Raw genomic sequence first — 20,839 nt, 5'->3', positions numbered from 1 at the left:
GTTGTATAGTACAACGGTTATTTAGTTGTAAAAGCCAACCATGGAGGTCTCGGTGTCCGCAGGACCGAACACCAGCGGTGCGTTGCGACATGTCCTCGGACATCTGCTCACCCCCCTGTTGATGTGCGTCGGCATGGGGCTCGCCTACCTCGGTGCCTTCCACGCGCCCGAACCCCACGACCTGCGCGTCGACATCGTCGGCTCCGGCCCCACCACGCAGGTCCTCGCGCAGACGCTCCACGACAAGGGCGCCGGCGCCCTCGACGTCCGTACCGTCCCCGACCGGGACACCGCCGTCTCCGCACTGCGCGAACAGCGCAGCTTCGGCGCCTACATCCCCGGCGAGAAGCCCGAACTGCTCGTCGCCTCGGCCTCCTCCGACACCAGCGCCATGGCCGCCGAGAAGGTGTTCACCAAGGTCGCCGCCGGACAGGACGCGCCGCTCGAGGTCACCGACATCGCCCCCACCGCCTCCGGCGACCCCACCGGCCAGGGCGTCTTCTTCCTGCTCGTCGCCCTCAGCATCGGCGCGTACGCCTCGGTCGCCGTCATCGGCGGAGCCGGAGCCGTCCTGCCCATGCGGATCAGGGCCCTCCTCGCCGCCGGCATGTCGCTCGTCGTCAGCCTCGTCGGCACCCTCTTCGCCGGGCCGGTCTTCCACCTCGTCGACCAGGGCCTCGGCGGCGTGTGGGCGATGTCCTGGCTGTACGCGGCGGGCATCCTCGCCGTCGGCGTCGGCCTGCACACCTTCCTGCGCCGCTGGACCACGCTCGGCGTGATGGTCCTCTTCGTCATGCTCAACTTCACGAGCTCCGGCGGCATCTACCGGCCCGAGCTCCAGCCCGGCTTCTTCGGCGCGCTGCACGCCTTCTGGAACGGCGCGGGCTTCGTCGAGGGCGTACGCGGCCACGTCTACTTCGACGGCCACGGGCTCGGCGGGAACGTCCTCGTCCTCGCCCTCTGGCTCCTCACCGGTGTCGCGCTCCTCGTTCTCGCCGGGCTGACGGAGACGCGGCGGAGGAAGGCGAGCACCGACACCGACACCGACGCAGGTGACCAGGTCAGGGCCGAGGCCGAGGACGCGAAGGAGGAGCTGGAGGAGGAGCTGGAAGAGGCTGTCGCGGTCTGACGGCCAGGCCTGAGGGCGAGGTCCGGAGACGGTTGTCCACAGGTTCGGGCGCGGGTTGTCCACAGGGGGAGACGGTCGATCGGGAACGGCGGTACGGTCGGGGCCGGATGATGTTGGACATCGCATCGGGGGAGGGCGTCCCATGGACGAGATCCGGGCCGTCGTGCCAGGACAGCGGGGTACGGACGGAGCACAGGACGAGGCTCGCGTCCCGCACGTGGCGGGGTTCGCACGCCGCGTCGCGCCCGGCACCGGGGTCTCCCCCAAGGACCGCGGCAAGCAGCTCCGCGAGCGGGTGCCCCGCTCCTCGCACGACCGGCCGGCCCTCGCCGTGGACCGCCCCGACGCCGTGCGCGCCGTCGAGGAGTCGAACCGGGGCCGGGTCCCCGAGCTCGCGCCGATACGGGTCGGCAGGATGGCGGCGAGCCCCTTCGCGTTCCTGCGCGGCTCCGCCGGGCTGATGGCCCAGGACCTCGTCGGGACACCCGTCACCGGGATAGCCGCCCAGATATGCGGCGACGCGCACGCCGCCAACTTCGGCCTCTACGGCGACGCGCGCGGCCGGCTCGTCATGGACCTCAACGACTTCGACGAGACCGTCGTCGGCCCCTGGGAATGGGACCTCAAGCGGCTCGCCACCTCCCTCGTCCTCGCCGGGCGCGAGGTGGGAGCGAGCGAGGACGTGTGCCGGGCCGCCGCGTTCGACACCGTCGGCGCGTACCGGCGCACCATGCGCCTGCTCGCCCGGCTGCCCGCACTCGACGCCTGGAACGCGATCGCCGACGAGGAACTCGTCTCCCACACCGACGCCCGCGACCTCCTCGGCACCCTGGAGCGGGTCTCCGCCAAGGCCCGCAACAACACCAGCGCCCGCTTCGCGTCCCGGTCGACCGAGGCCGTGGCGGACGCCGACGGAGGCGGCCGCAGGTTCGTGGACGCTCCCCCGGTGCTGCGCAGGGTCCCGGACGCCGAGGCGGCCGCGGTCGCCCACTCCCTCGGCGCGTACCTGGACACCGTGTCCGAGGACAGACTGCCGCTCCTCGCCCGGTACGCCGTCCACGACGTGGCCTTCCGGGTGGTCGGCACCGGGAGCGTCGGCACCCGCTCCTATGTGGTGCTGCTGCTCGACCACCGGGGCGAGCCGCTGGTGCTCCAGGTGAAGGAGGCCCGGCCGTCGGCCCTGCTGCCGCACCTTCCGGCCGCCGGGTTCACCGTGCCGGACACCGGCCACGAGGGCCGGCGCGTGGTGCTCGGACAGAAGCGCATGCAGGTCGTGAGCGACATCCTGCTGGGGTGGACCACGGTCGAGGGGCGCCCGTTCCAGGTGCGCCAGTTCCGCAACCGCAAGGGCAGCGTGGATCCCGCCGCCCTCACCGAGGACCAGCTCGACGACTACGGGCGGATGACCGGCGCCCTGCTCGCCCGCGCGCACGCCCACAGCGCCGACCCGCGCCTGATATCCGGCTACTGCGGCAAGAACGAGGAGCTCGACGAGGCCGTCGCCTCCTTCGCCGTGACGTACGCGGACCGCACCACGGCGGACCACGCCGACCTGCTCTCGGCGGTCCGGACGGGGCGCGTGGCGGCGGAGCTGGGCGTCTGACGCCTCACGCCTCACGTAGGGCGTAGGGCGTCGCCCGATGTCCGTCGGGGCAGGGGCGCGGGGTGGGGGAACGGAGGGGGTGGGGAGGGAGGGGGGAGGCCCCCCCGGAGGACCGTAGGCTGGACGGGACGAGGCGGAACGAGGACTTGGCGGGCGTGGACGTGAGCGTGGACCAGGGTGTGAACGAGGGACCCGGGGACGACCGGCCCGAGGCCGAGCAGCCCGTGGACGAGCGGTCTGGGTCCGGGGACCCGCAGGTCGGGCCCGAGCAGAGCGCGGACCAGCGGTCCGGGAACCCTCAGAGCGCGGACCAGCCGTCCGGGGACCCTCAGGACGCGGGCCGGCAGTCCGGGGAGCAGCAGTCCGGGGCCGAGCCCGGTGCGGACCAGCAGTCTGCGGACCAGCAGCCTGTGGACTCGCAGGGTGCCGATGGGCAGGCCGGGGACGAGCGGCCTGAGGCTCGGTTGGAGCGGGCTGTGCGGGTGGCCGAGCAGGCGTTGATCGAGTTCGAGATCGCCGTCGAGACCTTCCGCGTCGAGGTGGAGAACTTCTCGCGGCTGCACCACCAGAAGCTCGGGCCGATGTACGCGCGCCTCGACGAGCTCGACGCGCGGATCGCCGAGGCGCGGGCGGCGCGTACCGGGGATCCTGAGGATCTGCGGCGGGCGCAGGAGGCGCGGGCGGCCGTGCTGCCGATGCCCGGTGTGGACGAGCTGTTCAACGACTGGATCGACACCGACGGCCTCTCCCCCGAGGCCGCCGCGATGCTCACCGACCGGCCCGTGCAGCCGCCGAAGCGGGTCCGGCCCGGTGAGGAGGCCCGCAGGCTCTACCGCGAGCTGGCCCGTAAGGCCCACCCCGACCTGGCGCGCGAGGAGGACGAGCGGAAGCGGCGCGAGGAGTTCATCACGCGCGTGAACGCCGCCTACGCCCGGGGCGACGAGGCGCTGCTGCGCGAGCTGTCCGCGGAGTGGGAGGCCGGACCGGCGCCGGCCGAGGAGCGGCTCAGCGAGAGCGAGGAGCTGTACGCGCGCCTGGAGTGGCTGGCCGAGCGCAAGGACATGCTGTCGGCGGTGGCGCGCGAGCTGGAGGAGAGCGCGATCGGCGCGATGCTGCGGATGGCGCCGGACGACCCGGACCAGCTCCTGGAGGAGATCGCCGAGCAGCTGCTCGCGCAGGTCTCCGAGCGGGAGAGCGAGCTCGCGGGTCTGGTGCAGTAGGTTTTCCGTGCGCCCGGGTCCTTCGGGCGGCTGACGACGAGAGAAGGCTTGTCCCATGAATTTCTCCCCGCTGCCCTCGGTGGACGCGGCTTCCGTGCCGGCGGATGCCCTGGTGCTGGACGTCAGGGAGGACGACGAGTGGGCGGCCGGTCACGTCGAGGGTGCGCTGCACGTGCCGATGAGCGACTTCGTGGCCCGCTTCGGTGAGGTGACGGAGGCCGTGGCCGAGCGCGGTCGCGCCTATGTGATGTGCCGGGTGGGCGGCCGTTCGGCGCAGGTCACCCAGTACCTGGTGCAGCAGGGCTTCGACGCGGTGAACGTCGACGGCGGGATGCAGGCCTGGGACGGTGCCGGGCGCCCGATGGTGACGGAGAGCGGGAGCCCGGCCTTCGTTCTCTGAGGGTTTCTGAGCCGTCCGGGGCCTCAGCCGAGGGGGTGGGCGGCCAGCAGGTCGCCGAGGGCCTCCTCGTGGGCCGCGGCGGGGCCGAGGGACAGTTCGAGGTGCTTGGCCCAGGCGTGGTAGCGGTGCAGCGGGTAGTCGGTGTCGGCGCCGAAGCCGCCGTGCAGGTGCTGCGCCGTCTGCACCACGCGGCGGACCCCTTCGGAGGCCCAGATCTTCGCGACGGCGACGTCCCCCGCGGCGGGGAGCGGTCCGCCGGCTTCGCCGCCGAGGCGCCAGGCGGCCTGCCAGAGGGTGGCCTCCATGGCGCGCAGGTCGATGTAGCGGTCTGCGGCCTGGACGGCGACGGCCTGGAAGGTGGCCACGGGGTGGCCGAACTGTTCGCGTTTTCCGGTGTACTGGCTCGTCATGGCGAGGACGGCCTCGCCGAGGCCGAGGGCGAGCGCGCAGGTCCCGGTGGTGAGGATGTCGCGCAACCGTTCCCAGGCGCCGTCGGCGTCGATGACGTCCGTCTCGTCGAGGCGCACCTCGTCCAGGTGGAGTTCGGCGAGGAGTTCGCCGTTGGTGGAGTACTGGGCGGTCAGGCCGAGGCCGTCGTGGGTGCGGGGCAGCAGGGCGAGGACGGTGCGGCCCTCGGCGGTGTGCGCGGGTACGGCGATGAGGTCGGCGCCGTGGGCCCAGGGGACGGCGGTCTGGACGCCGTCGAGGATCCAGCCGGCCTGGTCGCGGCGTGCGGTGACGGCGCGGTCGGCGGGTTCGTGGCCGGTGCGTCCGTGGGAGGCGGCGGTGAGGACGAGTTCGCCGCGGGCGATGCGGGGGAGGAGTCCGGCGGTCGTACGGGGGTGGGCGTACCGCTCGACGGTCAGGGCGACGGCGCTGGTCTCCAGGAGCGGGACGCGGGCGAGGACGCGGGCGGATTCGCGCAGGACGAGGCAGAGGGCGACGGGGTCGAGGCCGGCGCCGCCGTGCTCGGGGGCCAGGGTGAGGCCGAGGAGGTCGGCGGCGGCGAGGCGTGACCAGAGGGGCCGGTCGAGGTCCTCGGCCACGGCGCCCGGGGTGAGGGCGGGGCTGGGGACCGCGTCGGGCGTGACGTCCTTGAAGACCGCCTTGGCGGCTTCGACGGCCGCCTGCTGCTCTTCGGTGAAGGTGAAGTCCACGGTGCTGCCTTCCCGTTGCCCGGAGCCTGTTCTTCTGACGGGTCGTCAAGATAGAACAGGTTCTAGGGGAAGGGAATGGTGGCGCCGCACCTCGTCGGCGCCACCGTTCGTCAGCGGTCGAAGTCCAACTCCACGTCCGGGGTGGCCGGGTGGGACTGGCAGGCCAGGACGTATCCGGCCTCCGTCTCCTCCGGCTCCAGGGCGAAGTTGCGGTCCATCCGCACCTCTCCGCCGACCACGAAGGCGCGGCAGGTGCCGCACACCCCGCCCTTGCAGGCGTACGGGGCGTCGGCGCGGGCGCGGAGCACGGTTTCGAGCAGCGTCTCGCCGCGCTCGACGGGCCAGCTGCCGGACCGGCCGTGCAGGGTGGCCGTCAGGGTGGCGTGCGCCGGGGCGTCGGCCGCGGGGGCCGGGGCGGGCGCGGAGCCGTCGTCGACGTGGAAGATCTCCTGGTGGATCCTGCCCCGGTCGACGCCCAGGCCGCGCAGGGCCTGCTCGGCGCCCTGGACGAGTCCGAAGGGGCCGCAGAGGAACCAGCCGTCGATCGTGTCGACCGGCAGCAGCGCGGTCAGCAGTCCGGTGAGCCGCTCGCGGTCGAGGCGACCGGAGGGCAGACCCGCCTGCTGCTCCTCCCGGGAGAGGACCGTGACCAGCTGGAAGCGGTCGGGGTAGCGGTCCTTGAGGTCGGCGACCTCGTCGAGGAACATCGTGGACGCGGCGGTGCGGTCGCTGCGGATCAGGCAGAACCGGGCCTCCGGCTCGCGGGCGAGCAGGGTGGCCGCCATCGACAGGACCGGGGTGATGCCGCTGCCGCCGACGACGGCGGCGAAGTGGCCGGGCCGGGGGGTGAGCGAGAAGCGGCCCATCGGCTCCATGACCTCGACGAGGTCGCCGACGGCCAGCTCCTTGAGGGCGTACGTCGAGAACGAGCCGCCGTCGACGAGCCGGATGCCGACGCGCAGGACGGGGGCCTCGCCGGCCGGGGCGGCGGGGGCGCAGATCGAGTAGGTGCGCCGGATCTCCTCGCCCTGCTCGCCGGTGCGGCGCAGGGCGAGGTGCTGGCCGGGGAGGTGCCGGTAGGACTCGTGGAGCTCGGGCGGGACCGCGAAGGTGACGGCCACGGAGTCGTCGGTGAGGCGGTCGACCTCGCTCACCTGGAGCTGATGGAACCCGGCCCGTGCGGCGGCTGAGGACTCCATCTACAACTCCTTGAAGTGGTCGAACGGTTCGCGGCAGGCGGTGCAGCGGCGCAGGGCCTTGCACGCGGTGGAGGAGAAGCGGCTCAGCAGCTCGGTGTCGGTGGATCCGCAGTGCGGGCAGCGGATCGCCAGGGTGAGCGGCACGGGGCCGCCGGCGGGTCCCTGGGGGCGCGGCGGGGCGATGCCGAACTCGGTGAGCTTGCGCCGTCCTTCCTCGCTGATGTCGTCGGTGGACCAGGCGGGGGCGAGGACGGTGACGACGGTGACGTCCGGCACGCCGTGCCGGTGGAGGGCCTGCTCGATGTCGGAGGCCATGGCCTCGATGGCGGGGCAGCCCGTGTAGGTGGGGGTGAGGGAGACCTCGACCCGGCCGGGGCCGAGGACGTGCACGCCCCGCATGACGCCGAGTTCCTCGAGGGTGAGGACGGGCAGCTCCGGATCGGGGACGGAGCCGGCGATGCGGCTCAGTTCCTCCTCCAGGGCCGTCATGGTCACCATGTCGCCCCCGGGTGGCTGCGGTGCAGGTGCTGCATCTCGGCGAGCATCCGTCCGAAGGACTCGGTGTGGAGGCCCTGGCGGCCGGCGCCGGCGCTCCAGGCGCCGGTGCGCGGTCCGGAGGGCACGGTGAGGGTGGCCCGGCCGAGGACCGCGGTGACGGAGTCCAGCCAGGCGGTCTCCAGGCCCGGGAGGTCGAGGTCGAGGCCGTCGACGGGCTGGAACAGTTCGCCGGTGTACCGCCAGAGGGCGTCGCAGGCCCGCTGCATCCGCTGGTGGCTCTCGGCGGTGCCGTCGCCGAGGCGCAGGGTCCAGTGCTCGGCGTGGTCCTGGTGGTAGGCGACCTCCTTGACGGCCTTGGCCGCGAGGCCGGCGAAGGGGCCGTCGCCGGAGGCCAGCTGCCCGTACAGGAGCCGCTGGTAGGTGGAGAAGTAGAGCTGCCGGGCGATGGTGTGGGCGAAGTCGCCGTTGGGCTGCTCGACGAGCTGGCTGTTGCGGAAGGCGCGCTCCTCGCGGAGGTAGGCCAGTTCGTCCTCGTCGCCGACGAGGGAGAGCAGGACCCGGGCCTGGCCGAGGAGGTCGAGGGCGATGTTGGCCAGGGCGACCTCCTCCTCCAGGACGGGGGCGGAGCCGGCCCACTCCCCCAGGCGGTGGGAGAGCACGAGGGCGTCGTCGCCGAGGGCGAGCGCCGCGGCGGCGGCGCGGGTGTCGGTGGTGCCGGTCACAGGTGCTTCACCCCCTCGGGGATCTCGTAGAAGGTCGGGTGGCGGTAGGGCTTGTCCGCGGCCGGCTCGAAGAAGGGGTCCTTCTCGTCGGGCGAGGAGGCGGTGATGGCGGTGGAGGGGACGACCCAGATCGACACGCCTTCGGACCTGCGGGTGTACAGGTCGCGGGCGTTGCGCAGGGCCATCTCCGCGTCGGGTGCGTGGAGACTGCCCGCGTGGGTGTGGGACAGTCCGCGGCGGGAGCGCACGAACACCTCCCACAGCGGCCAGCTGTCGCTCGTCATGCCTGTGCCTCCCCGTGCTTTCCGGTGTGCTTCTCCGCGTAGGCCGCCGCCGCTTCTCTGACCCAGGCGCCGTCCTCGTGGGCCTGGCGTCGCTTGCTCAGCCGCTGGTCGTTGCAGGGGCCGTTGCCCTTGAGGACGTCCCAGAACTCGGCCCAGTCGATCGGGCCGAAGTCGTAGTGCCCGCGCTCCTCGTTCCACCGGATGTCGGGGTCGGGGAGGGTGAGGCCGAGGGCCTCTGCCTGCGGGACGGCGATGTCGACGAAGCGCTGGCGCAGTTCGTCGTTGGAGTGGCGCTTGATCTTCCAGGCCATCGCCTGCGCGGTGTGGGTCGATTCGTCGTCCGGCGGGCCGAACATCATCAGGGACGGCCACCACCAGCGGTCCACCGCGTCCTGCGCCATGGCGTGCTGGGCCTCGGTGCCGTTCGACAGGGCGAGCAGGGCCTCGTACCCCTGGCGCTGGTGGAAGGACTCCTCCTTGCAGACCCGGACCATCGCGCGGGCGTACGGGCCGTAGGAGCAGCGGCAGAGGGGGACCTGGTTGGTGATGGCCGCGCCGTCCACGAGCCAGCCGATCGCACCGACGTCGGCCCAGGTCAGCGTGGGGTAGTTGAAGATCGAGGAGTACTTCTGGCGGCCGGAGTGGAGCTTGTCGAGGAGCTCGTCGCGGCTGGTGCCGAGTGTCTCCGCCGCGCTGTACAGGTACAGGCCGTGGCCGGCCTCGTCCTGCACCTTGGCCATGAGGATCGCCTTGCGCCGCAGCGAGGGCGCGCGGGTGATCCAGTTCGCCTCGGGCTGCATGCCGATGATCTCGGAGTGGGCGTGCTGCGCGATCTGCCGGACGAGCGAGGCGCGGTAGGCCTCGGGCATCCAGTCGCGCGGCTCGATCCGCTCGTCGGCGGCGACGGCGGCGTCGAACACGGCCTCGTAAGCGGCCTGCTCGGCCGCCGCGGCCGTGTCCGACACGCCGGGCGCGCCCGTGGTCCCTGCCGTCCCTGCCGTCACTGCGGTCATCAGACCCCCTACCGACCGATCGTTCGGTTGAATGACTTCAATGGTGGGTCGGCGGCCCGTATGGTGTCAACCCTGTGGATAACCGAGGTGGGTCGATCGGGATCGGGGCGGGATGGACGCGTACGTCGAAAAGGACGCGGTCGAGGTGAGCGAGGAGGGGCTCAGACCCCCCGGGGAACCTCCGGTCACAGCTGCCGAGTCCTCGCCGGTCACAGCCGCCGAGGACTCACCGGTCGCCCCTGTCGCAGACCCGTCGGGCGCCCCTGCCGCGGCCCCGTCGGGCGCCGCTGCCGAAGACCAGGCCAGCACCCCCGCAGAAGACCTGCCGGGCGCTCCGTCCGAGGCCCCGCCGTCCGCGGACAAGGTGGCAGGCGTCGGGATCATGGGTCTCTCGCTGCCCTACCAGGTCGTCGTCGCCGTGGCGCTCGCCGTCGTCGCCGTGTTCACCTGCGTGCACCTGGCGATGGTGTTCCTGCACGTGGCGCCGTCCAACACGCTGACCAAGCGGCACGGCGAGGCCGTCAGCGACTGGATCTACCCCGAGTTCGAGCAGAACTGGAAGCTCTTCGCGCCCAATCCGCTCCAGACGAACCTCTCCGTCGAGGTCCGCGCCGAGCTCACCCCCGGCGCCGACGGCGGCCGCCGCACCACCGCCTGGATCGACCTCACCGCGCAGGACATCGAGGCCATCCGCCACAACCCGATGCCCAGCCACTCCCAGCAGAACCAGCTCCGCAGGGCCGTGGACTTCCTGCTGAACACGCACACCGACGACAACCGCCCCAACGGAATGCGCGGCACCCTCTCGGAGCAGTACATGCGCCGGCTCGCGATGCTCAGGCTCGACGCCCTCGAAGGCCCCGCCGGAGGGTCCCTCGGCCCCGAGGTACGGCGCATCCAGCTCCGCACCGTCTCCCGGCTCGTCCCCGCCGCCCGGTGGAGCACCGAGAAGAACCGGACCACCCCCTCCTACCGCGACTTCCCGTGGTGGACGATCACCCAGGCCGACCGGTCCGCCGGCAGCGACACGAGCCGCACGGAGGCGGGCCGATGAGCATGTCCCCCGCCACGCCCGCGCGTGCCCGCGAACCCTTCGACCGTCGGCTCGCCCGCGGCGTGCAGGCCGTCACGGGCCGCACCCTCGCCCCGTACCAGAGCGCGATCGTACGGATCGGCTTCTCGCTGACCTGGCTGCTCTTCCTGCTGCGCGAGCTGCCGTACCGCCACCAGCTGTACGGGCCCGACGGGCCCTGGTCCTGGGAGCTGGCGCAGCGGCTGATCGCCGACAACCGGGCCTTCACGGTGCTCATGTGGTCGGACGGCCGGCTCTGGTTCGAGATCGTCTACGGGCTCGCCGTGCTGTCCGCCGCACTGCTCCTGGTGGGCTGGCGCACCCGGGCCGTGTCCGTGGTCTTCATGGTCGGCGTGCTCTCGCTGCTGAACCGTTCCGTCTTCGTCGGCGACGGCGGCGACAACGTCCTGCACCTCGCCGCGATCTACCTCGTCTTCACCCGCTGCGGCCGGGTCTGGTCCCTCGACGCCCGGCGCGCCGCCCGCGAGGAGCGCGCGGCCCGCGCCGGGGAGCCGCCGCGCCGCGATGTCGTCGGACCGCTGCTGTGGGTCGTGCTCGGCGGCTTCCTCCTCGCCGCCACCTGGTTCGGCGACGTCTCCGGCGAGTGGTGGGTGCCGGTGCTGCTGTGGGTGCTGTGGCTCGGGAACGGGCTGTGGTGGCTGGTCTGCCGGCTCGCGCCCGGAGAGCCGCGCACCCTGCTCGACGCCCTCGCCAACCTCGCGCACAACGCCGTCCTCGTCGTGATCATGGCCGAGGTCTGTCTGATCTACTCCACGGCCGGCTGGTACAAGATCCAGGGCTCGCGCTGGCAGGACGGGACCGCGCTGTTCTACCCGCTCCACCTGGACTACTTCTCGCCCTGGCCGTTCCTCTCCGACCTGCTCGGCTCCAGCGGGGTCATGGTGATGCTGCTGAGCTACGGCACGGTGATCGTCCAGGTCGCCTTCCCCTTCACGCTCTTCAACCGCAAGGTCAAGAACGTCCTGCTCGTCGTGATGATGGCCGAGCACGCCGGGATCGCGGTGCTCCTCGGGCTTCCGGTCTTCTCGCTGGCGATGATCTCCGCCGACGCCGTGTTCCTGCCGACGGCGTTCCTGGTGTGGCTGGGTGCCCGGGTGGTCCGGGGCAGGGACCGGCTGCTGAAGCGGACCCCCACCGAGAGCTCCGACGAGAGCCCCGCCGAGACGCTGCCCGAGCAGCGCCGTACGGGTGAGGAGCACGGTCCCCGTACCCTCGTCGGGTGAGCACCACGGAAGAACAGCCCGAGCCGGTCCAGTACGACGAGGGGTTCGGCCCCGAGATCGGCGTCGGGCCGCACCCGGAGCCGTGGCCGCGGGACGAGCGGTACGACCCCGAGCTGCTCGCCGACGGCGACCGGCGCAATGTCGTCGACCGCTACCGGTACTGGACGCGCGAGGCGGTCGTCGCCGACCTGGACACGCGGCGGCACGACTTCCACGTGGCGGTGGAGAACTGGGGCCACGACTTCAACATCGGCTCGGTCGTACGGACCGCCAACGCCTTCCTGGCGAAGGAGGTCCACATCGTGGGCCGGCGCCGCTGGAACCGGCGCGGCGCCATGGTCACCGACCGTTACCAGCACGTCCGGCACCACCCGGACACCGAGTCGCTGACCTCGTGGGCGGCGGCCGAGGGCATCCCGGTCATCGGGATCGACAACCTGCCGGGCTCCGTCCCGCTGGAGCGGACCGTGCTGCCCCGCCGCTGTGTGCTGCTCTTCGGGCAGGAGGGCCCGGGGCTCACCGAGGAGGCCCGCGCCCACGTGGAGATGGTCTGCTCGATCGCGCAGTTCGGCTCGACCCGCTCGATCAACGCGGGCGCGGCCGCCGCGATCGCCATGCACGCCTGGGTGCAGCGGTACGCGGAGATCGAGGCGCCGTAGGAGTCGTGGAGGCCCCGGAGGGCCTCCACGAGACCGTGGGTCAGGCCTGGCGGCGGACCTCCACCACCCGGAAGCGGTTGGAGACGAACGCGCCGTCGCACAGCGCGGCGTTCGCCGCCGGGTTGCCGCCGGAGCCGTGGAAGTCGGAGAACGCGGCCGTCTGGTTCACGTACACCCCGCCCGTGAGGTTCAGCGAGAGCTGGGCCGACTCCTCCAGGCAGACCTCCTCCACCGCGCGCTCGGTGTCCGCCGAGGTCGTGTAGGCGCCGACCGTCATGGCGCCCTTCTCGCGGACCGTGCGGCGCAGCAGCTCCAGGGCGTCGGCGGTGGAGTCCACCGAGACCGCGAAGGAGACCGGGCCGAAGCACTCCGAGAAGTACGCGGCCTGGGCGTCCGGCTTGGAGCCGTCCAGCTTCACGATGACCGGCGTCCGGACCACGGCGTCCGGGTACTCCGGGTTGACCACCTCGCGGGAGGCGAGCGCGACCTCGCCGAGGCCGGCGGCGGCCTCCAGGCGCGCCTTCACGTCCGGGTTGACCAGGGCGCCGAGCAGACCGTTGGCCCGGGCGTCGTCGCCGAGCAGGCCGCCGACCGCCGCCGCGAGGTCGGCGACGACCTCGTCGTACGACTTCGGGCCCTGGTCGGTGGTGATGCCGTCGCGGGGGATCAGCAGGTTCTGCGGGGTGGTGCACATCTGGCCGCTGTACAGCGACAGCGAGAAGGCCAGGTTGGCCAGCATGCCCTTGTAGTCGTCCGTGGAGTCGACCACGACCGTGTTGACGCCGGCCTTCTCGGTGTAGACCTGGGCCTGCCGGGCGTTGTCCTCCAGCCAGTCGCCGAAGGCGGTGGAGCCGGTGTAGTCGATGATCCGGATCTCGGGGCGCACGGCCAGGGTCTTGGCGATGCCCTCGCCGGGGCGCTCGACGGCCAGCGCGACCAGGTTCGGGTCGAAGCCGGCCTCGGCGAGGACCTCGCGCGCGACCTTCACCGTGAGCGCGAGCGGCAGGACGGCGCGCGGGTGCGGCTTGACCAGGACCGGGTTGCCGGTGGCGAGGGAGGCGAACAGGCCCGGGTAGCCGTTCCACGTGGGGAAGGTGTTGCAGCCGATGACCAGGGCGATGCCGCGGCCGACCGGGGTGAACTCCTTGCTGAGCTCCAGGGGGTCGCGCTTGCCCTGCGGCTTGGACCAGCCGGCCCGCCCGGCGGGCGTGCGGGTCTGCTCCTCGTACGCGTACGCCACGGCCTCCAGGCCGCGGTCCTGGGCGTGCGGGCCGCCGGCCTGGAACGCCATCATGAACGCCTGGCCGCTGGTGTGCATGACGGCGTGGGCGAACTCGTGGGTCCGGGCGGAGATCCGGGCGAGGATCTCCAGGCAGACCAGGGCGCGGGTCTCGGCGCCGGCGTCCCGCCAGGCGCCCATGCCGGCGCGCATCGCGGGGAGCAGCACGTCGAGGTCGGCGTGCGGGTACTCGATGCCGAGCGACGGGCCGTACGGCGAGGTCTCGCCGCCGGTCCAGCCGTCCGTGCCGGGCTGGTCGAGGTCGAAGCGGGTGTTCAACGCGGACTGGTGGGCGGCGAGGCCCGCCGCGGCGTCGAGCGAGCCGTCCGTGCCGTACGCCTTCGGGTGCTCGGGGTACGGCGACCAGTAGGCGCGCGTGCGGATCGTGGAGAGCGCCTGGTCGAGTGTGGACCGGTGCTTCTCGGCCAGACGGTCGGTGGTCAGCTGAGCGGTGGCCATCGATGGACCAACTCCTCGTCGAGCTGGGCAGGGAGACGCGTACGGAGTTAGAGTAACCGAACGATCGGTCGGGACAAGGGGGTCCGCCGATCCTGTGGAAAACCCATCGGGGAGGATCACTCCTATGAGTGCCGACGTGACCGCCAGGGGGAGCGACGACGTGACCACCAGTGAGACCGCCACCGAGGGGCAGGACCACACCGCCGCCATCGGGCCGGACCGCACCGTCGCCGTCGTCGGCACCGGGACCATGGGCCAGGGCATCGCCCAGGTCGCCCTGGTCGCCGGCCACCCCGTGCGCCTCTACGACAGCGCCCCCGGCCGGGCCGCCGAGGCGGTCGCCGCCCTCACCGCCCGCCTGGACCGGCTGGTGGAGAAGGGCCGCCTCGACGCCGCCGCCCGCGAGGCCGCCGTCGGCCGGCTGCACGCGGCCGAGGACCCCGCCGAGCTCGCCGACGCCTCCCTCGTGATCGAGGCGATCGTCGAGGACCTCTCGGTCAAGCAGCGGCTCTTCGCCGACCTGGAGAAGATCGTCGGCGACGACACCGTCCTCGCCACGAACACCTCCTCCCTCTCCGTCACCGCCATCGCCGGAGGACTGCGGCTGCCCGGCCGCTTCGTCGGACTGCACTTCTTCAACCCGGCGCCGCTGCTCCCCCTCGTCGAGGTCGTCAGCGGCTTCGCCACCGACCAGGACGTCGCCACGCGCGCGTACGCCACGGTCAAGGGCTGGGGCAAGACGCCGGTGCGCTGCGCGGACACCCCCGGCTTCATCGTGAACCGGGTCGCCCGCCCCTTCTACGCCGAGGCGCTCCGGGTGTACGAGGAGGGCGCGGCCGACCCCGCCACCATCGACGCCGCCCTGCGCGAGTGCGGCGGCTTCCGCATGGGCCCGTTCGAGCTGACCGACCTCATCGGCCAGGACGTGAACGAGGCCGTCACCCGGTCCGTCTGGGACTCCTTCTTCCAGGACCCGAAGTTCACCCCCTCGCTCGCGCAGCGCCGGCTCGTCGAGTCGGGGCGGCTCGGCCGCAAGTCGGGACACGGCTGGTTCTCGTACGCGGAGGGCGCGGAGCGGCCGGAGCCGCACACGGCGGCGCCCGCGAACGCGCCCGAGTGGATCACCGTCTGGGGTGACCTCGGGCCGGCGGAGCCGCTGGTGGGGCTCTTCGAGGCGGCCGGAATCACGGTCCTGCACAAAAAGGGCGGCGGTCACATCGAGCTGCCGAGTGGCGCCGAGCTCAGCCTCGCGGACGGCGAGACCTCCTTCGAGTACGCCGAGGAGGCCATCGTCTACTTCGACCTCGCGTACGACTACGCGGCCGCGAGCCGGATCGTGCTCTCGACCCGCGAGGACCTCGACCCCGCCGCCCTCGCCGAGGCGGTGGGGCTCTTCCAGGCACTCGGCAAGAAGGTCTCCGTGATCGGCGACGTGCCCGGCATGATCGTCGCGCGGACGGTCGCGATGCTGGCCGACGTCGCGGCCGACGCGGTCGACCGGGGGGTCGCGACCGCCGAGGACGTGGACACGGCGATGCGGCTCGGGGTCAACTATCCGGCCGGACCGATGGAGTGGGCCGGGCGGGTCGGCTACCGGCACACGTGCGGTCTGCTCCGCGAGCTGCACGCACGGTACGCGAACGGCCGGTACGCGCCGGGGCTCGGCCTCGTGCGCCGGGCGGCCGCCGAGGACGCGGAGGACTCCCGATGACCACGGCGAAGCGCGACACGTACACCCCCGAGACGCTGCTCTCGGTGGCGGTGCGGGTCTTCAACGAGCGTGGCTACGACGGCACGTCCATGGAGCACCTCTCCAAGGCGGCCGGGATCTCGAAGTCCTCGATCTACCACCACGTCTCCGGCAAGGAGGAGCTGCTGCGGCGCGCGGTCAGCCGGGCGCTCGACGGGCTCTTCGGGATCCTCGACGAGCCGGGCGCCGGCCGCGGCAAGGCCGTCGAGCAGGTCGAGTACGTCACGCGCCGCACCGTCGAGGTGCTGATCGCGGAGCTGCCGTACGTGACGCTGCTGCTGCGGGTGCGCGGGAACACCGCCACCGAGCGGTGGGCGATGGAGCGGCGCCGCGAGTTCGACCACAAGGTGGCCGATCTGCTGAAGGCCGCCGCCGCCGAGGGCGACCTGCGGGCCGACGTGGACATCCGGCTCGCGACCCGGCTCCTCTTCGGCATGATCAACTCGCTGGTGGAGTGGTACCGGCCGCACCCGGACGCGGCGGAGCGCGAGCAGCTCGCCGAGACCGTCGTCCACCTGGCCTTCGACGGGCTGCGCACGGCCCGCTGAGGCGTCGTACGGGCCTGCGAGCCGTCGTGCGGGCCGGCTGAGGCGTCGTGCGGGGCCTGCGGAGCCGTCGTGCGGGCCGGTGAGCCGTCGTGCGGGCCCGTGAGCCGTCGTACGGGGCCTGCGGAGCGTCGCGCGGGCCCGTGGAGCCGGTGAGCCGTCGTAGGGGCCTGCGAGCCATCGCGCGGCCCGTTTCCCCCGGACGGGCCTACGGGGCTGCCCTGCCGTCCCCTCGTGCCCGGGTCAGCGGCCCGGGTCGCGGTGGTCCGGGTCCAGGTCCGTCTCCTCGAAGACCAGCAGCGTCCGGGTGGAGAGCACCTCGGGGATCGACTGGAGCTTGGTGAGCACCAGCTCGCGCAGGGTTCGGTTGTCCGGGGTGTGGACGAGCAGCAGGACGTCGAAATCGCCGCTGACCAGGGCGATGTGCGCGGCTCCCGGCAGGGCCTGGAGCTGTTCGCGCACGGTCCGCCAGGAGTTCTGGACGATCTTGAGCGTGATGTAGGCGGAGGCGCCGTGCCCCGCCCGTTCGTGGTTCACGCGCGCGCTGAAGCCGCGGATCACCCCGTCGTCGATGAGCCGGTTGATGCGCGCGTACGCGTTGGCCCGGGAGACGTGCACCCGCTCGGCCACGGAGCGGATCGAAGCGCGGCCGTCCGTCTGCAGGATCCGCAGGATGTCGCGGTCGATGGCGTCCAGCGGGCGCGCGGGAACACCGGGGAGCCCCGCCGCCGGTCCCGGGGCGACGACCTGCTCCCAGTCCTCGGCCATTTGTTCATCCGCCATGTGCCCCCGCCTCTCTCCGGTGGACGACCTGCCCTTATCCCAGGCTGTGGAGAACCGTTTGTCCACAGGCTGGAGGTGCCTGTAGCCAAAATGCCTCCACGACCGAACAATCGGTAGGTGAGGCGCGCCACACTCGCGCCACCCGCCTTCGGGTCTTATGCCCGCTCCCACGAGGAGGTGGACTCGTTGCAACAGCGCAGTTCGACAGTCCAAGAGCCGCCCGGTGCCGTTCCCGCCTACCGGCCGACCCCGCCGCCGGCGTGGCAGCCGCGCACCGATCCCGCCCCGCTGCTGCCGGAGGCCGAGCCGCTGCGCGTGCTCGGCACGGACGCCGTGGCCGACGCCGACCCCGCGCTGCTGCTCCGGCTCTACGCGGAGCTGGTCCGCGGCCGCCGGTACAACACGCAGGCCACCGCCCTCACCAAGCAGGGCCGCCTCGCCGTGTACCCGTCCACCACCGGCCAGGAGGCGTGCGAGATCGCCGCCGCCCTCGCCCTGGAGGAGCGGGACTGGCTCTTCCCCTCGTACCGCGACACCCTCGCGGCCGTGGCCCGGGGCCTCGACCCCGTCCAGGCACTGACCCTGCTGCGCGGCGACTGGCACACCGGGTACGACCCGCACGAGCACCGCATCGCGCCGCTCTGCACGCCCCTCGCCACCCAGCTCCCGCACGCCGTGGGCCTCGCCCACGCCGCCCGCCTCAAGGGCGACGACGTCGTCGCCCTCGCCATGGTCGGCGACGGCGGCACCAGCGAGGGCGACTTCCACGAGGCGCTGAACTTCGCCGCCGTCTGGCAGGCCCCCGTGGTCTTCCTCGTCCAGAACAACGGCTTCGCGATCTCCGTGCCGCTCGCCAAGCAGACCGCCGCCCCCTCCCTCGCCCACAAGGCCGTCGGGTACGGGATGCCGGGCCGGCTCGTCGACGGCAACGACGCGGTCGCCGTCCACCAGGTGCTCACCGAGGCCGTGGCCCGCGCGCGACGCGGCGGCGGACCCACCCTCGTCGAGGCGATCACCTACCGGATGGACGCCCACACCAACGCCGACGACGCGACCCGCTACCGCACGGCCGGCGAGGTCGAGGCCTGGCGGGCACACGACCCGATCCTCCTCATGGAACGGGAACTGACGGAGCGTGGCCTGCTCGACGAGGACGGCAGGAACGCGGCGGCCGAGGCCGCCGAGACGATGGCGGCGGAGCTGCGCGAACGGATGAACGCCGACCCGGTGCTCGACCCGATGGAGCTCTTCTCCCACGTCTACGCGGAGCAGACGACGCAGCTGCGCGAACAGGCGGCGCAGCTGCGCGCCGAGCTCGAAGCCGAGGGTGAGGCGTGATGACGACCGCGACGACCGGCCCCGCGGCCGCCAAGGCCGGCGGGAACGCCGCGAAGCCGAAGCCCGCCACGATGGCGCAGGCGCTCCAGCGCGCCATGCGCGACGCGATGGCCGAGGACCCGACCGTCCACGTGATGGGCGAGGACGTCGGCACCCTCGGCGGTGTCTTCCGGGTCACCGACGGGCTCGCCAAGGAGTTCGGCGAGGACCGGTGCACGGACACCCCGCTGGCCGAGGCGGGCATCCTCGGCGCGGCCGTCGGCATGGCCATGTACGGCCTGCGGCCGGTCGTGGAGATGCAGTTCGACGCGTTCGCCTACCCGGCGTTCGAGCAGCTGCTCTCCCACGTGGCGAAGATGCGCAACCGCACCCGCGGCGCCGTGCCGATGCCGATCGTCATCCGCGTCCCGTACGGCGGCGGGATCGGCGGCGTCGAGCACCACAGCGACTCCTCCGAGGCCTACTACACGGCCACGCCGGGCCTGCACGTCGTCACCCCGGCCACCGTCGAGGACGCCTACGGGCTGCTGCGCGCGGCCATCGCCTCCGACGACCCGGTGGTCTTCCTGGAGCCCAAGCGGCTCTACTGGTCCAAGTCCGACTGGTCCCCCGAGGCGCCCGCGCCCGTCGAGCCGATCGGCAAGGCCGTCGTGCGCCGCCGGGGCACCGGGGCCACCCTGATCACCTACGGTCCCTCGGTGCCGGTCTGCCTGGAGGCGGCCGAGGCCGCGCAGGCCGAGGGCTGGGACCTGGAGGTCGTCGACGTGCGCTCGCTCGTGCCGTTCGACGACGAGACCGTCTGCGCCTCCGTGCGGCGCACCGGCCGCGCGGTCGTCGTCCACGAGTCGACCGGCTTCGGCGGCCCCGGCGCGGAGATCGCCGCGCGCGTGACCGAGCGCTGCTTCCACCACCTGGAGGCGCCGGTGCTGCGGGTCGCGGGCTTCGACATCCCGTACCCGCCGCCGATGCTGGAGCGGCACCACCTGCCGGGCGTGGACCGCGTCCTGGACGCGGTGGCGCGACTGCAGTGGGAGGCGGGGAACTGATGGCACAGGTCCTGGAGTTCAAGCTGCCCGACCTCGGTGAGGGGCTCACCGAGGCCGAGATCGTGCGCTGGCTGGTCGCCGTCGGCGACGTCGTCGCCATCGACCAGCCGGTCGTCGAGGTCGAGACGGCCAAGGCCATGGTCGAGGTGCCCTGCCCGTACGGCGGTGTCGTCACCGCCCGGTACGGCGAGGAGGGCACCGAACTGCCCGTCGGCGCCCCGCTCCTGACGGTCGCCGTCGGCGGCACGGGCGCGCCGGAGGAGCTCGCGGAGGCCGCTCCGGGAGTGGGCCGCGCCGACGTCGATGCGGCCGTCTCCTCGGAGTACTCGGGCAATGTGCTCGTCGGCTACGGCACGGCCGGGCCCGCCGCCCGGCGCCGCCGGGTGCGGCACGCGAACCCGGCGGCCGCTGCCCAGGCGCCGGCTGCCGCCCCGGCTCCGGTCGCCGCTCCTGCCCCCGTGGCCGCTCCGGCTCCGGTCGCCGTTCCTGCTCCGGTCGGCGCTCCGGCGGCCGCCGGTCCCGTGCCCGTCATCTCGCCGCTCGTGCGGAAGCTGGCCCGTGACCGGGGCCTCGACCTGCGGGAGGTGCGCGGATCCGGGCCCGAGGGGCTGATCCTGCGGGCCGACGTGGAGCTGGCCCTCGCGGCCCTGGAGCAGCCGGTCGCCGCCCCGGCGCCCACTCCCGCCCCCGCCGCGGTCTCCGTCGCCGCCGCCGGTGAGCGTGTCCCGCTGCGCGGGGTCCGTGGCGCGGTCGCGGACAAGCTGTCCCGCAGCCGTACGGAGATCCCCGACGCGACCTGCTGGGTCGACGCCGACGCGACCGAGCTGATGGCGGCACGGGCCGCGATGAACGCGGCCGGCGGGCCGAAGATCTCGCTGCTCGCGCTCCTCGCGCGCATCTGCGTCCATGCCCTGGCCCGGTTCCCCGAGCTCAACTCCACGGTGGACACCGCAGCCCGGGAGATCGTCCGGCTGCCGTCCGTGCACCTCGGCTTCGCCGCCCAGACCCCGCGCGGACTCGTCGTCCCCGTGGTCAAGGACGCGGGGACCAGGACGGCCGAGTCGTTGACGGAGGAGTTCGCCCGGCTGACGGAGGCGGCCCGGCAGGGTGCGATCACCCCGGCCGATCTGACCGGCGGCACGTTCACCCTGAACAACTACGGGGTGTTCGGGGTCGACGGCTCCACGCCGATCATCAACCACCCCGAGGCCGCCATGCTCGGTGTCGGCCGGATCATCCCCAAGCCCTGGGTCCACCAGGGCGAACTGGCCGTCCGTCAGGTGGTGCAGCTGTCGCTCACCTTCGACCACCGCGTCTGCGACGGCGGCACGGCGGGCGGCTTCCTGCGGTACGTGGCGGACTGCGTCGAGCAGCCTGCCGTCCTGCTCCGCACGGTCTGACGCACAACGGCCGCACCGGACGCCCGCACCGGACCCCCA

General features: G+C 73.0%; 20 protein-coding genes. 12 read left to right on the top strand and 8 right to left on the bottom strand.

All coding sequences use genetic code 11. The annotated features are described in order from the left end of the window. Window positions 1-52 precede the first annotated feature (52 nt). From GGE06_RS16060 to GGE06_RS16045, 4 genes are all read left to right on the top strand, one after another. Window positions 53-1,129, top strand: coding sequence for an ABC-2 transporter permease (locus GGE06_RS16060; protein ID WP_376773549.1), 1,077 nt, complete (start codon window positions 53-55; stop codon window positions 1,127-1,129). A gap of 142 nt (window positions 1,130-1,271) precedes the next feature. Next, the gene (locus GGE06_RS16055; protein WP_116160017.1) at window positions 1,272-2,732 is read left to right on the top strand and encodes a DUF2252 domain-containing protein; all 1,461 of its coding nucleotides are present in this window, start codon (window positions 1,272-1,274) and stop codon (window positions 2,730-2,732) included. 410 nt (window positions 2,733-3,142) lie between these two features. Then, on the top strand, window positions 3,143-3,952 hold the full coding sequence (locus GGE06_RS16050; protein WP_184931237.1) for a hypothetical protein: 810 nt from the start codon (window positions 3,143-3,145) through the stop codon (window positions 3,950-3,952). Window positions 3,953-4,007: 55 nt separating this feature from the next. After that, window positions 4,008-4,352 carry a rhodanese-like domain-containing protein gene (locus tag GGE06_RS16045; RefSeq protein ID WP_116160018.1) on the top strand — a complete coding sequence of 115 codons (345 nt, stop codon included), beginning with the start codon at window positions 4,008-4,010 and terminating at the stop codon, window positions 4,350-4,352. 23 nt (window positions 4,353-4,375) lie between these two features. Here GGE06_RS16045 and GGE06_RS16040 read toward each other — a convergent pair whose 3' ends face one another. From GGE06_RS16040 to paaA, 6 genes are all read right to left on the bottom strand, one after another. After that, window positions 4,376-5,509, bottom strand: coding sequence for an acyl-CoA dehydrogenase family protein (locus tag GGE06_RS16040; RefSeq protein WP_184931116.1), 1,134 nt, complete (start codon window positions 5,507-5,509; stop codon window positions 4,376-4,378). Window positions 5,510-5,619: 110 nt separating this feature from the next. After that, entirely contained in the window at window positions 5,620-6,708 is a 1,089-nt protein-coding gene (locus GGE06_RS16035; RefSeq protein WP_184931115.1) for a 2Fe-2S iron-sulfur cluster-binding protein, read from the bottom strand. After that, entirely contained in the window at window positions 6,709-7,206 is a 498-nt protein-coding gene (gene paaD, locus GGE06_RS16030; protein ID WP_184931114.1) for a 1,2-phenylacetyl-CoA epoxidase subunit PaaD, read from the bottom strand. After that, window positions 7,200-7,928: a 1,2-phenylacetyl-CoA epoxidase subunit PaaC gene (paaC, locus tag GGE06_RS16025; RefSeq protein ID WP_184931113.1), complete on the bottom strand. Its 729-nt coding sequence runs from the start codon at window positions 7,926-7,928 to the stop codon at window positions 7,200-7,202. The genes paaD and paaC overlap by 7 nt, the downstream gene beginning before the upstream one ends. Beyond that, entirely contained in the window at window positions 7,925-8,212 is a 288-nt protein-coding gene (paaB, locus tag GGE06_RS16020) for a 1,2-phenylacetyl-CoA epoxidase subunit PaaB (RefSeq protein WP_116160023.1), read from the bottom strand. Before paaB ends, paaC begins: the two co-directional genes overlap by 4 nt. Then, complete coding sequence (gene paaA, locus GGE06_RS16015) at window positions 8,209-9,225, bottom strand: 1,2-phenylacetyl-CoA epoxidase subunit PaaA (RefSeq protein ID WP_116160024.1); 1,017 nt, start codon at window positions 9,223-9,225, stop codon at window positions 8,209-8,211. The genes paaB and paaA overlap by 4 nt, the downstream gene beginning before the upstream one ends. A 382-nt stretch (window positions 9,226-9,607) precedes the next feature. Here paaA and GGE06_RS16010 point away from each other — a divergent pair, with 382 nt between their 5' ends. Genes GGE06_RS16010 through GGE06_RS16000 form a run of 3 tightly spaced genes read left to right on the top strand, consistent with a single transcriptional unit; the run spans window position 9,608 to window position 12,200 of the window. After that, window positions 9,608-10,279 carry a DUF5819 family protein gene (locus GGE06_RS16010; protein ID WP_312883154.1) on the top strand — a complete coding sequence of 224 codons (672 nt, stop codon included), beginning with the start codon at window positions 9,608-9,610 and terminating at the stop codon, window positions 10,277-10,279. Beyond that, window positions 10,276-11,541 (top strand): HTTM domain-containing protein, encoded by a 1,266-nt coding sequence (locus GGE06_RS16005; protein WP_184931112.1) that lies wholly within the window; start codon window positions 10,276-10,278, stop codon window positions 11,539-11,541. Before GGE06_RS16010 ends, GGE06_RS16005 begins: the two co-directional genes overlap by 4 nt. Continuing rightward, window positions 11,538-12,200: a TrmH family RNA methyltransferase gene (locus GGE06_RS16000; protein ID WP_116160026.1), complete on the top strand. Its 663-nt coding sequence runs from the start codon at window positions 11,538-11,540 to the stop codon at window positions 12,198-12,200. The genes GGE06_RS16005 and GGE06_RS16000 overlap by 4 nt, the downstream gene beginning before the upstream one ends. Before the next feature lie 40 nt (window positions 12,201-12,240). On the opposite strand, the gene paaN is transcribed toward GGE06_RS16000, so the two are convergent. Then, window positions 12,241-13,938 carry a phenylacetic acid degradation protein PaaN gene (paaN, locus tag GGE06_RS15995; RefSeq protein ID WP_116160027.1) on the bottom strand — a complete coding sequence of 566 codons (1,698 nt, stop codon included), beginning with the start codon at window positions 13,936-13,938 and terminating at the stop codon, window positions 12,241-12,243. Window positions 13,939-14,062: 124 nt separating this feature from the next. Between paaN and GGE06_RS15990 the strand changes: the two genes are divergently transcribed. Both GGE06_RS15990 and GGE06_RS15985 read left to right on the top strand, forming a co-directional pair. After that, a complete protein-coding gene (locus GGE06_RS15990) occupies window positions 14,063-15,649 on the top strand; it encodes a 3-hydroxyacyl-CoA dehydrogenase (RefSeq protein ID WP_116160028.1) in 1,587 nt (528 codons plus the stop codon). After that, window positions 15,646-16,236 (top strand): TetR/AcrR family transcriptional regulator, encoded by a 591-nt coding sequence (locus tag GGE06_RS15985; protein WP_116160029.1) that lies wholly within the window; start codon window positions 15,646-15,648, stop codon window positions 16,234-16,236. The genes GGE06_RS15990 and GGE06_RS15985 overlap by 4 nt, the downstream gene beginning before the upstream one ends. 240 nt (window positions 16,237-16,476) lie before the next feature. Here the strand turns inward: GGE06_RS15985 and GGE06_RS15980 are convergent, their stop codons facing one another. Then, window positions 16,477-17,016, bottom strand: a complete 540-nt coding sequence (locus tag GGE06_RS15980; RefSeq protein ID WP_116160030.1) for an Lrp/AsnC family transcriptional regulator — start codon at window positions 17,014-17,016, stop codon at window positions 16,477-16,479. A gap of 177 nt (window positions 17,017-17,193) precedes the next feature. On the opposite strand from GGE06_RS15980, the gene pdhA reads away from it, so the two are divergent. The 3 genes from pdhA to GGE06_RS15965 are packed head-to-tail and all read left to right on the top strand — an operon-like array spanning window position 17,194 to window position 20,800. Then, on the top strand, window positions 17,194-18,354 hold the full coding sequence (pdhA, locus tag GGE06_RS15975) for a pyruvate dehydrogenase (acetyl-transferring) E1 component subunit alpha (protein WP_116160031.1): 1,161 nt from the start codon (window positions 17,194-17,196) through the stop codon (window positions 18,352-18,354). Further along, window positions 18,354-19,400 carry an alpha-ketoacid dehydrogenase subunit beta gene (locus GGE06_RS15970; protein ID WP_116160032.1) on the top strand — a complete coding sequence of 349 codons (1,047 nt, stop codon included), beginning with the start codon at window positions 18,354-18,356 and terminating at the stop codon, window positions 19,398-19,400. Before pdhA ends, GGE06_RS15970 begins: the two co-directional genes overlap by 1 nt. Beyond that, entirely contained in the window at window positions 19,400-20,800 is a 1,401-nt protein-coding gene (locus GGE06_RS15965) for a dihydrolipoamide acetyltransferase family protein (RefSeq protein WP_184931111.1), read from the top strand. Before GGE06_RS15970 ends, GGE06_RS15965 begins: the two co-directional genes overlap by 1 nt. Window positions 20,801-20,839: the final 39 nt, after the last annotated feature.

Source organism: Streptomyces nymphaeiformis (assembly GCF_014203895.1).
In the GTDB taxonomy this organism is placed as follows: Bacteria; Actinomycetota; Actinomycetes; order Streptomycetales; family Streptomycetaceae; genus Streptomyces; species Streptomyces nymphaeiformis.
Note: the sequence above shows the minus strand (reverse complement) of the source record. Positions and strands in the feature narration are given on the sequence as shown.

Coding starts and splice junctions, on each gene's coding strand:
- GGE06_RS16055 (WP_116160017.1), top strand. CDS start 1,272: ATGGACGAGATCCGGGCCGTCGTGCCAGGACAGCGGGGTACGGACGGA.
- GGE06_RS16045 (WP_116160018.1), top strand. CDS start 4,008: ATGAATTTCTCCCCGCTGCCCTCGGTGGACGCGGCTTCCGTGCCGGCG.
- GGE06_RS16035 (WP_184931115.1), bottom strand. CDS start 6,708: ATGGAGTCCTCAGCCGCCGCACGGGCCGGGTTCCATCAGCTCCAGGTG.
- paaD (WP_184931114.1), bottom strand. CDS start 7,206: ATGGTGACCATGACGGCCCTGGAGGAGGAACTGAGCCGCATCGCCGGC.
- paaB (WP_116160023.1), bottom strand. CDS start 8,212: ATGACGAGCGACAGCTGGCCGCTGTGGGAGGTGTTCGTGCGCTCCCGC.
- paaA (WP_116160024.1), bottom strand. CDS start 9,225: ATGACCGCAGTGACGGCAGGGACGGCAGGGACCACGGGCGCGCCCGGC.
- GGE06_RS16010 (WP_312883154.1), top strand. CDS start 9,608: ATGGGTCTCTCGCTGCCCTACCAGGTCGTCGTCGCCGTGGCGCTCGCC.
- GGE06_RS16005 (WP_184931112.1), top strand. CDS start 10,276: ATGAGCATGTCCCCCGCCACGCCCGCGCGTGCCCGCGAACCCTTCGAC.
- paaN (WP_116160027.1), bottom strand. CDS start 13,938: ATGGCCACCGCTCAGCTGACCACCGACCGTCTGGCCGAGAAGCACCGG.
- GGE06_RS15990 (WP_116160028.1), top strand. CDS start 14,063: ATGAGTGCCGACGTGACCGCCAGGGGGAGCGACGACGTGACCACCAGT.
- GGE06_RS15985 (WP_116160029.1), top strand. CDS start 15,646: ATGACCACGGCGAAGCGCGACACGTACACCCCCGAGACGCTGCTCTCG.
- GGE06_RS15980 (WP_116160030.1), bottom strand. CDS start 17,016: ATGGCGGATGAACAAATGGCCGAGGACTGGGAGCAGGTCGTCGCCCCG.
- GGE06_RS15970 (WP_116160032.1), top strand. CDS start 18,354: ATGACGACCGCGACGACCGGCCCCGCGGCCGCCAAGGCCGGCGGGAAC.
- GGE06_RS15965 (WP_184931111.1), top strand. CDS start 19,400: ATGGCACAGGTCCTGGAGTTCAAGCTGCCCGACCTCGGTGAGGGGCTC.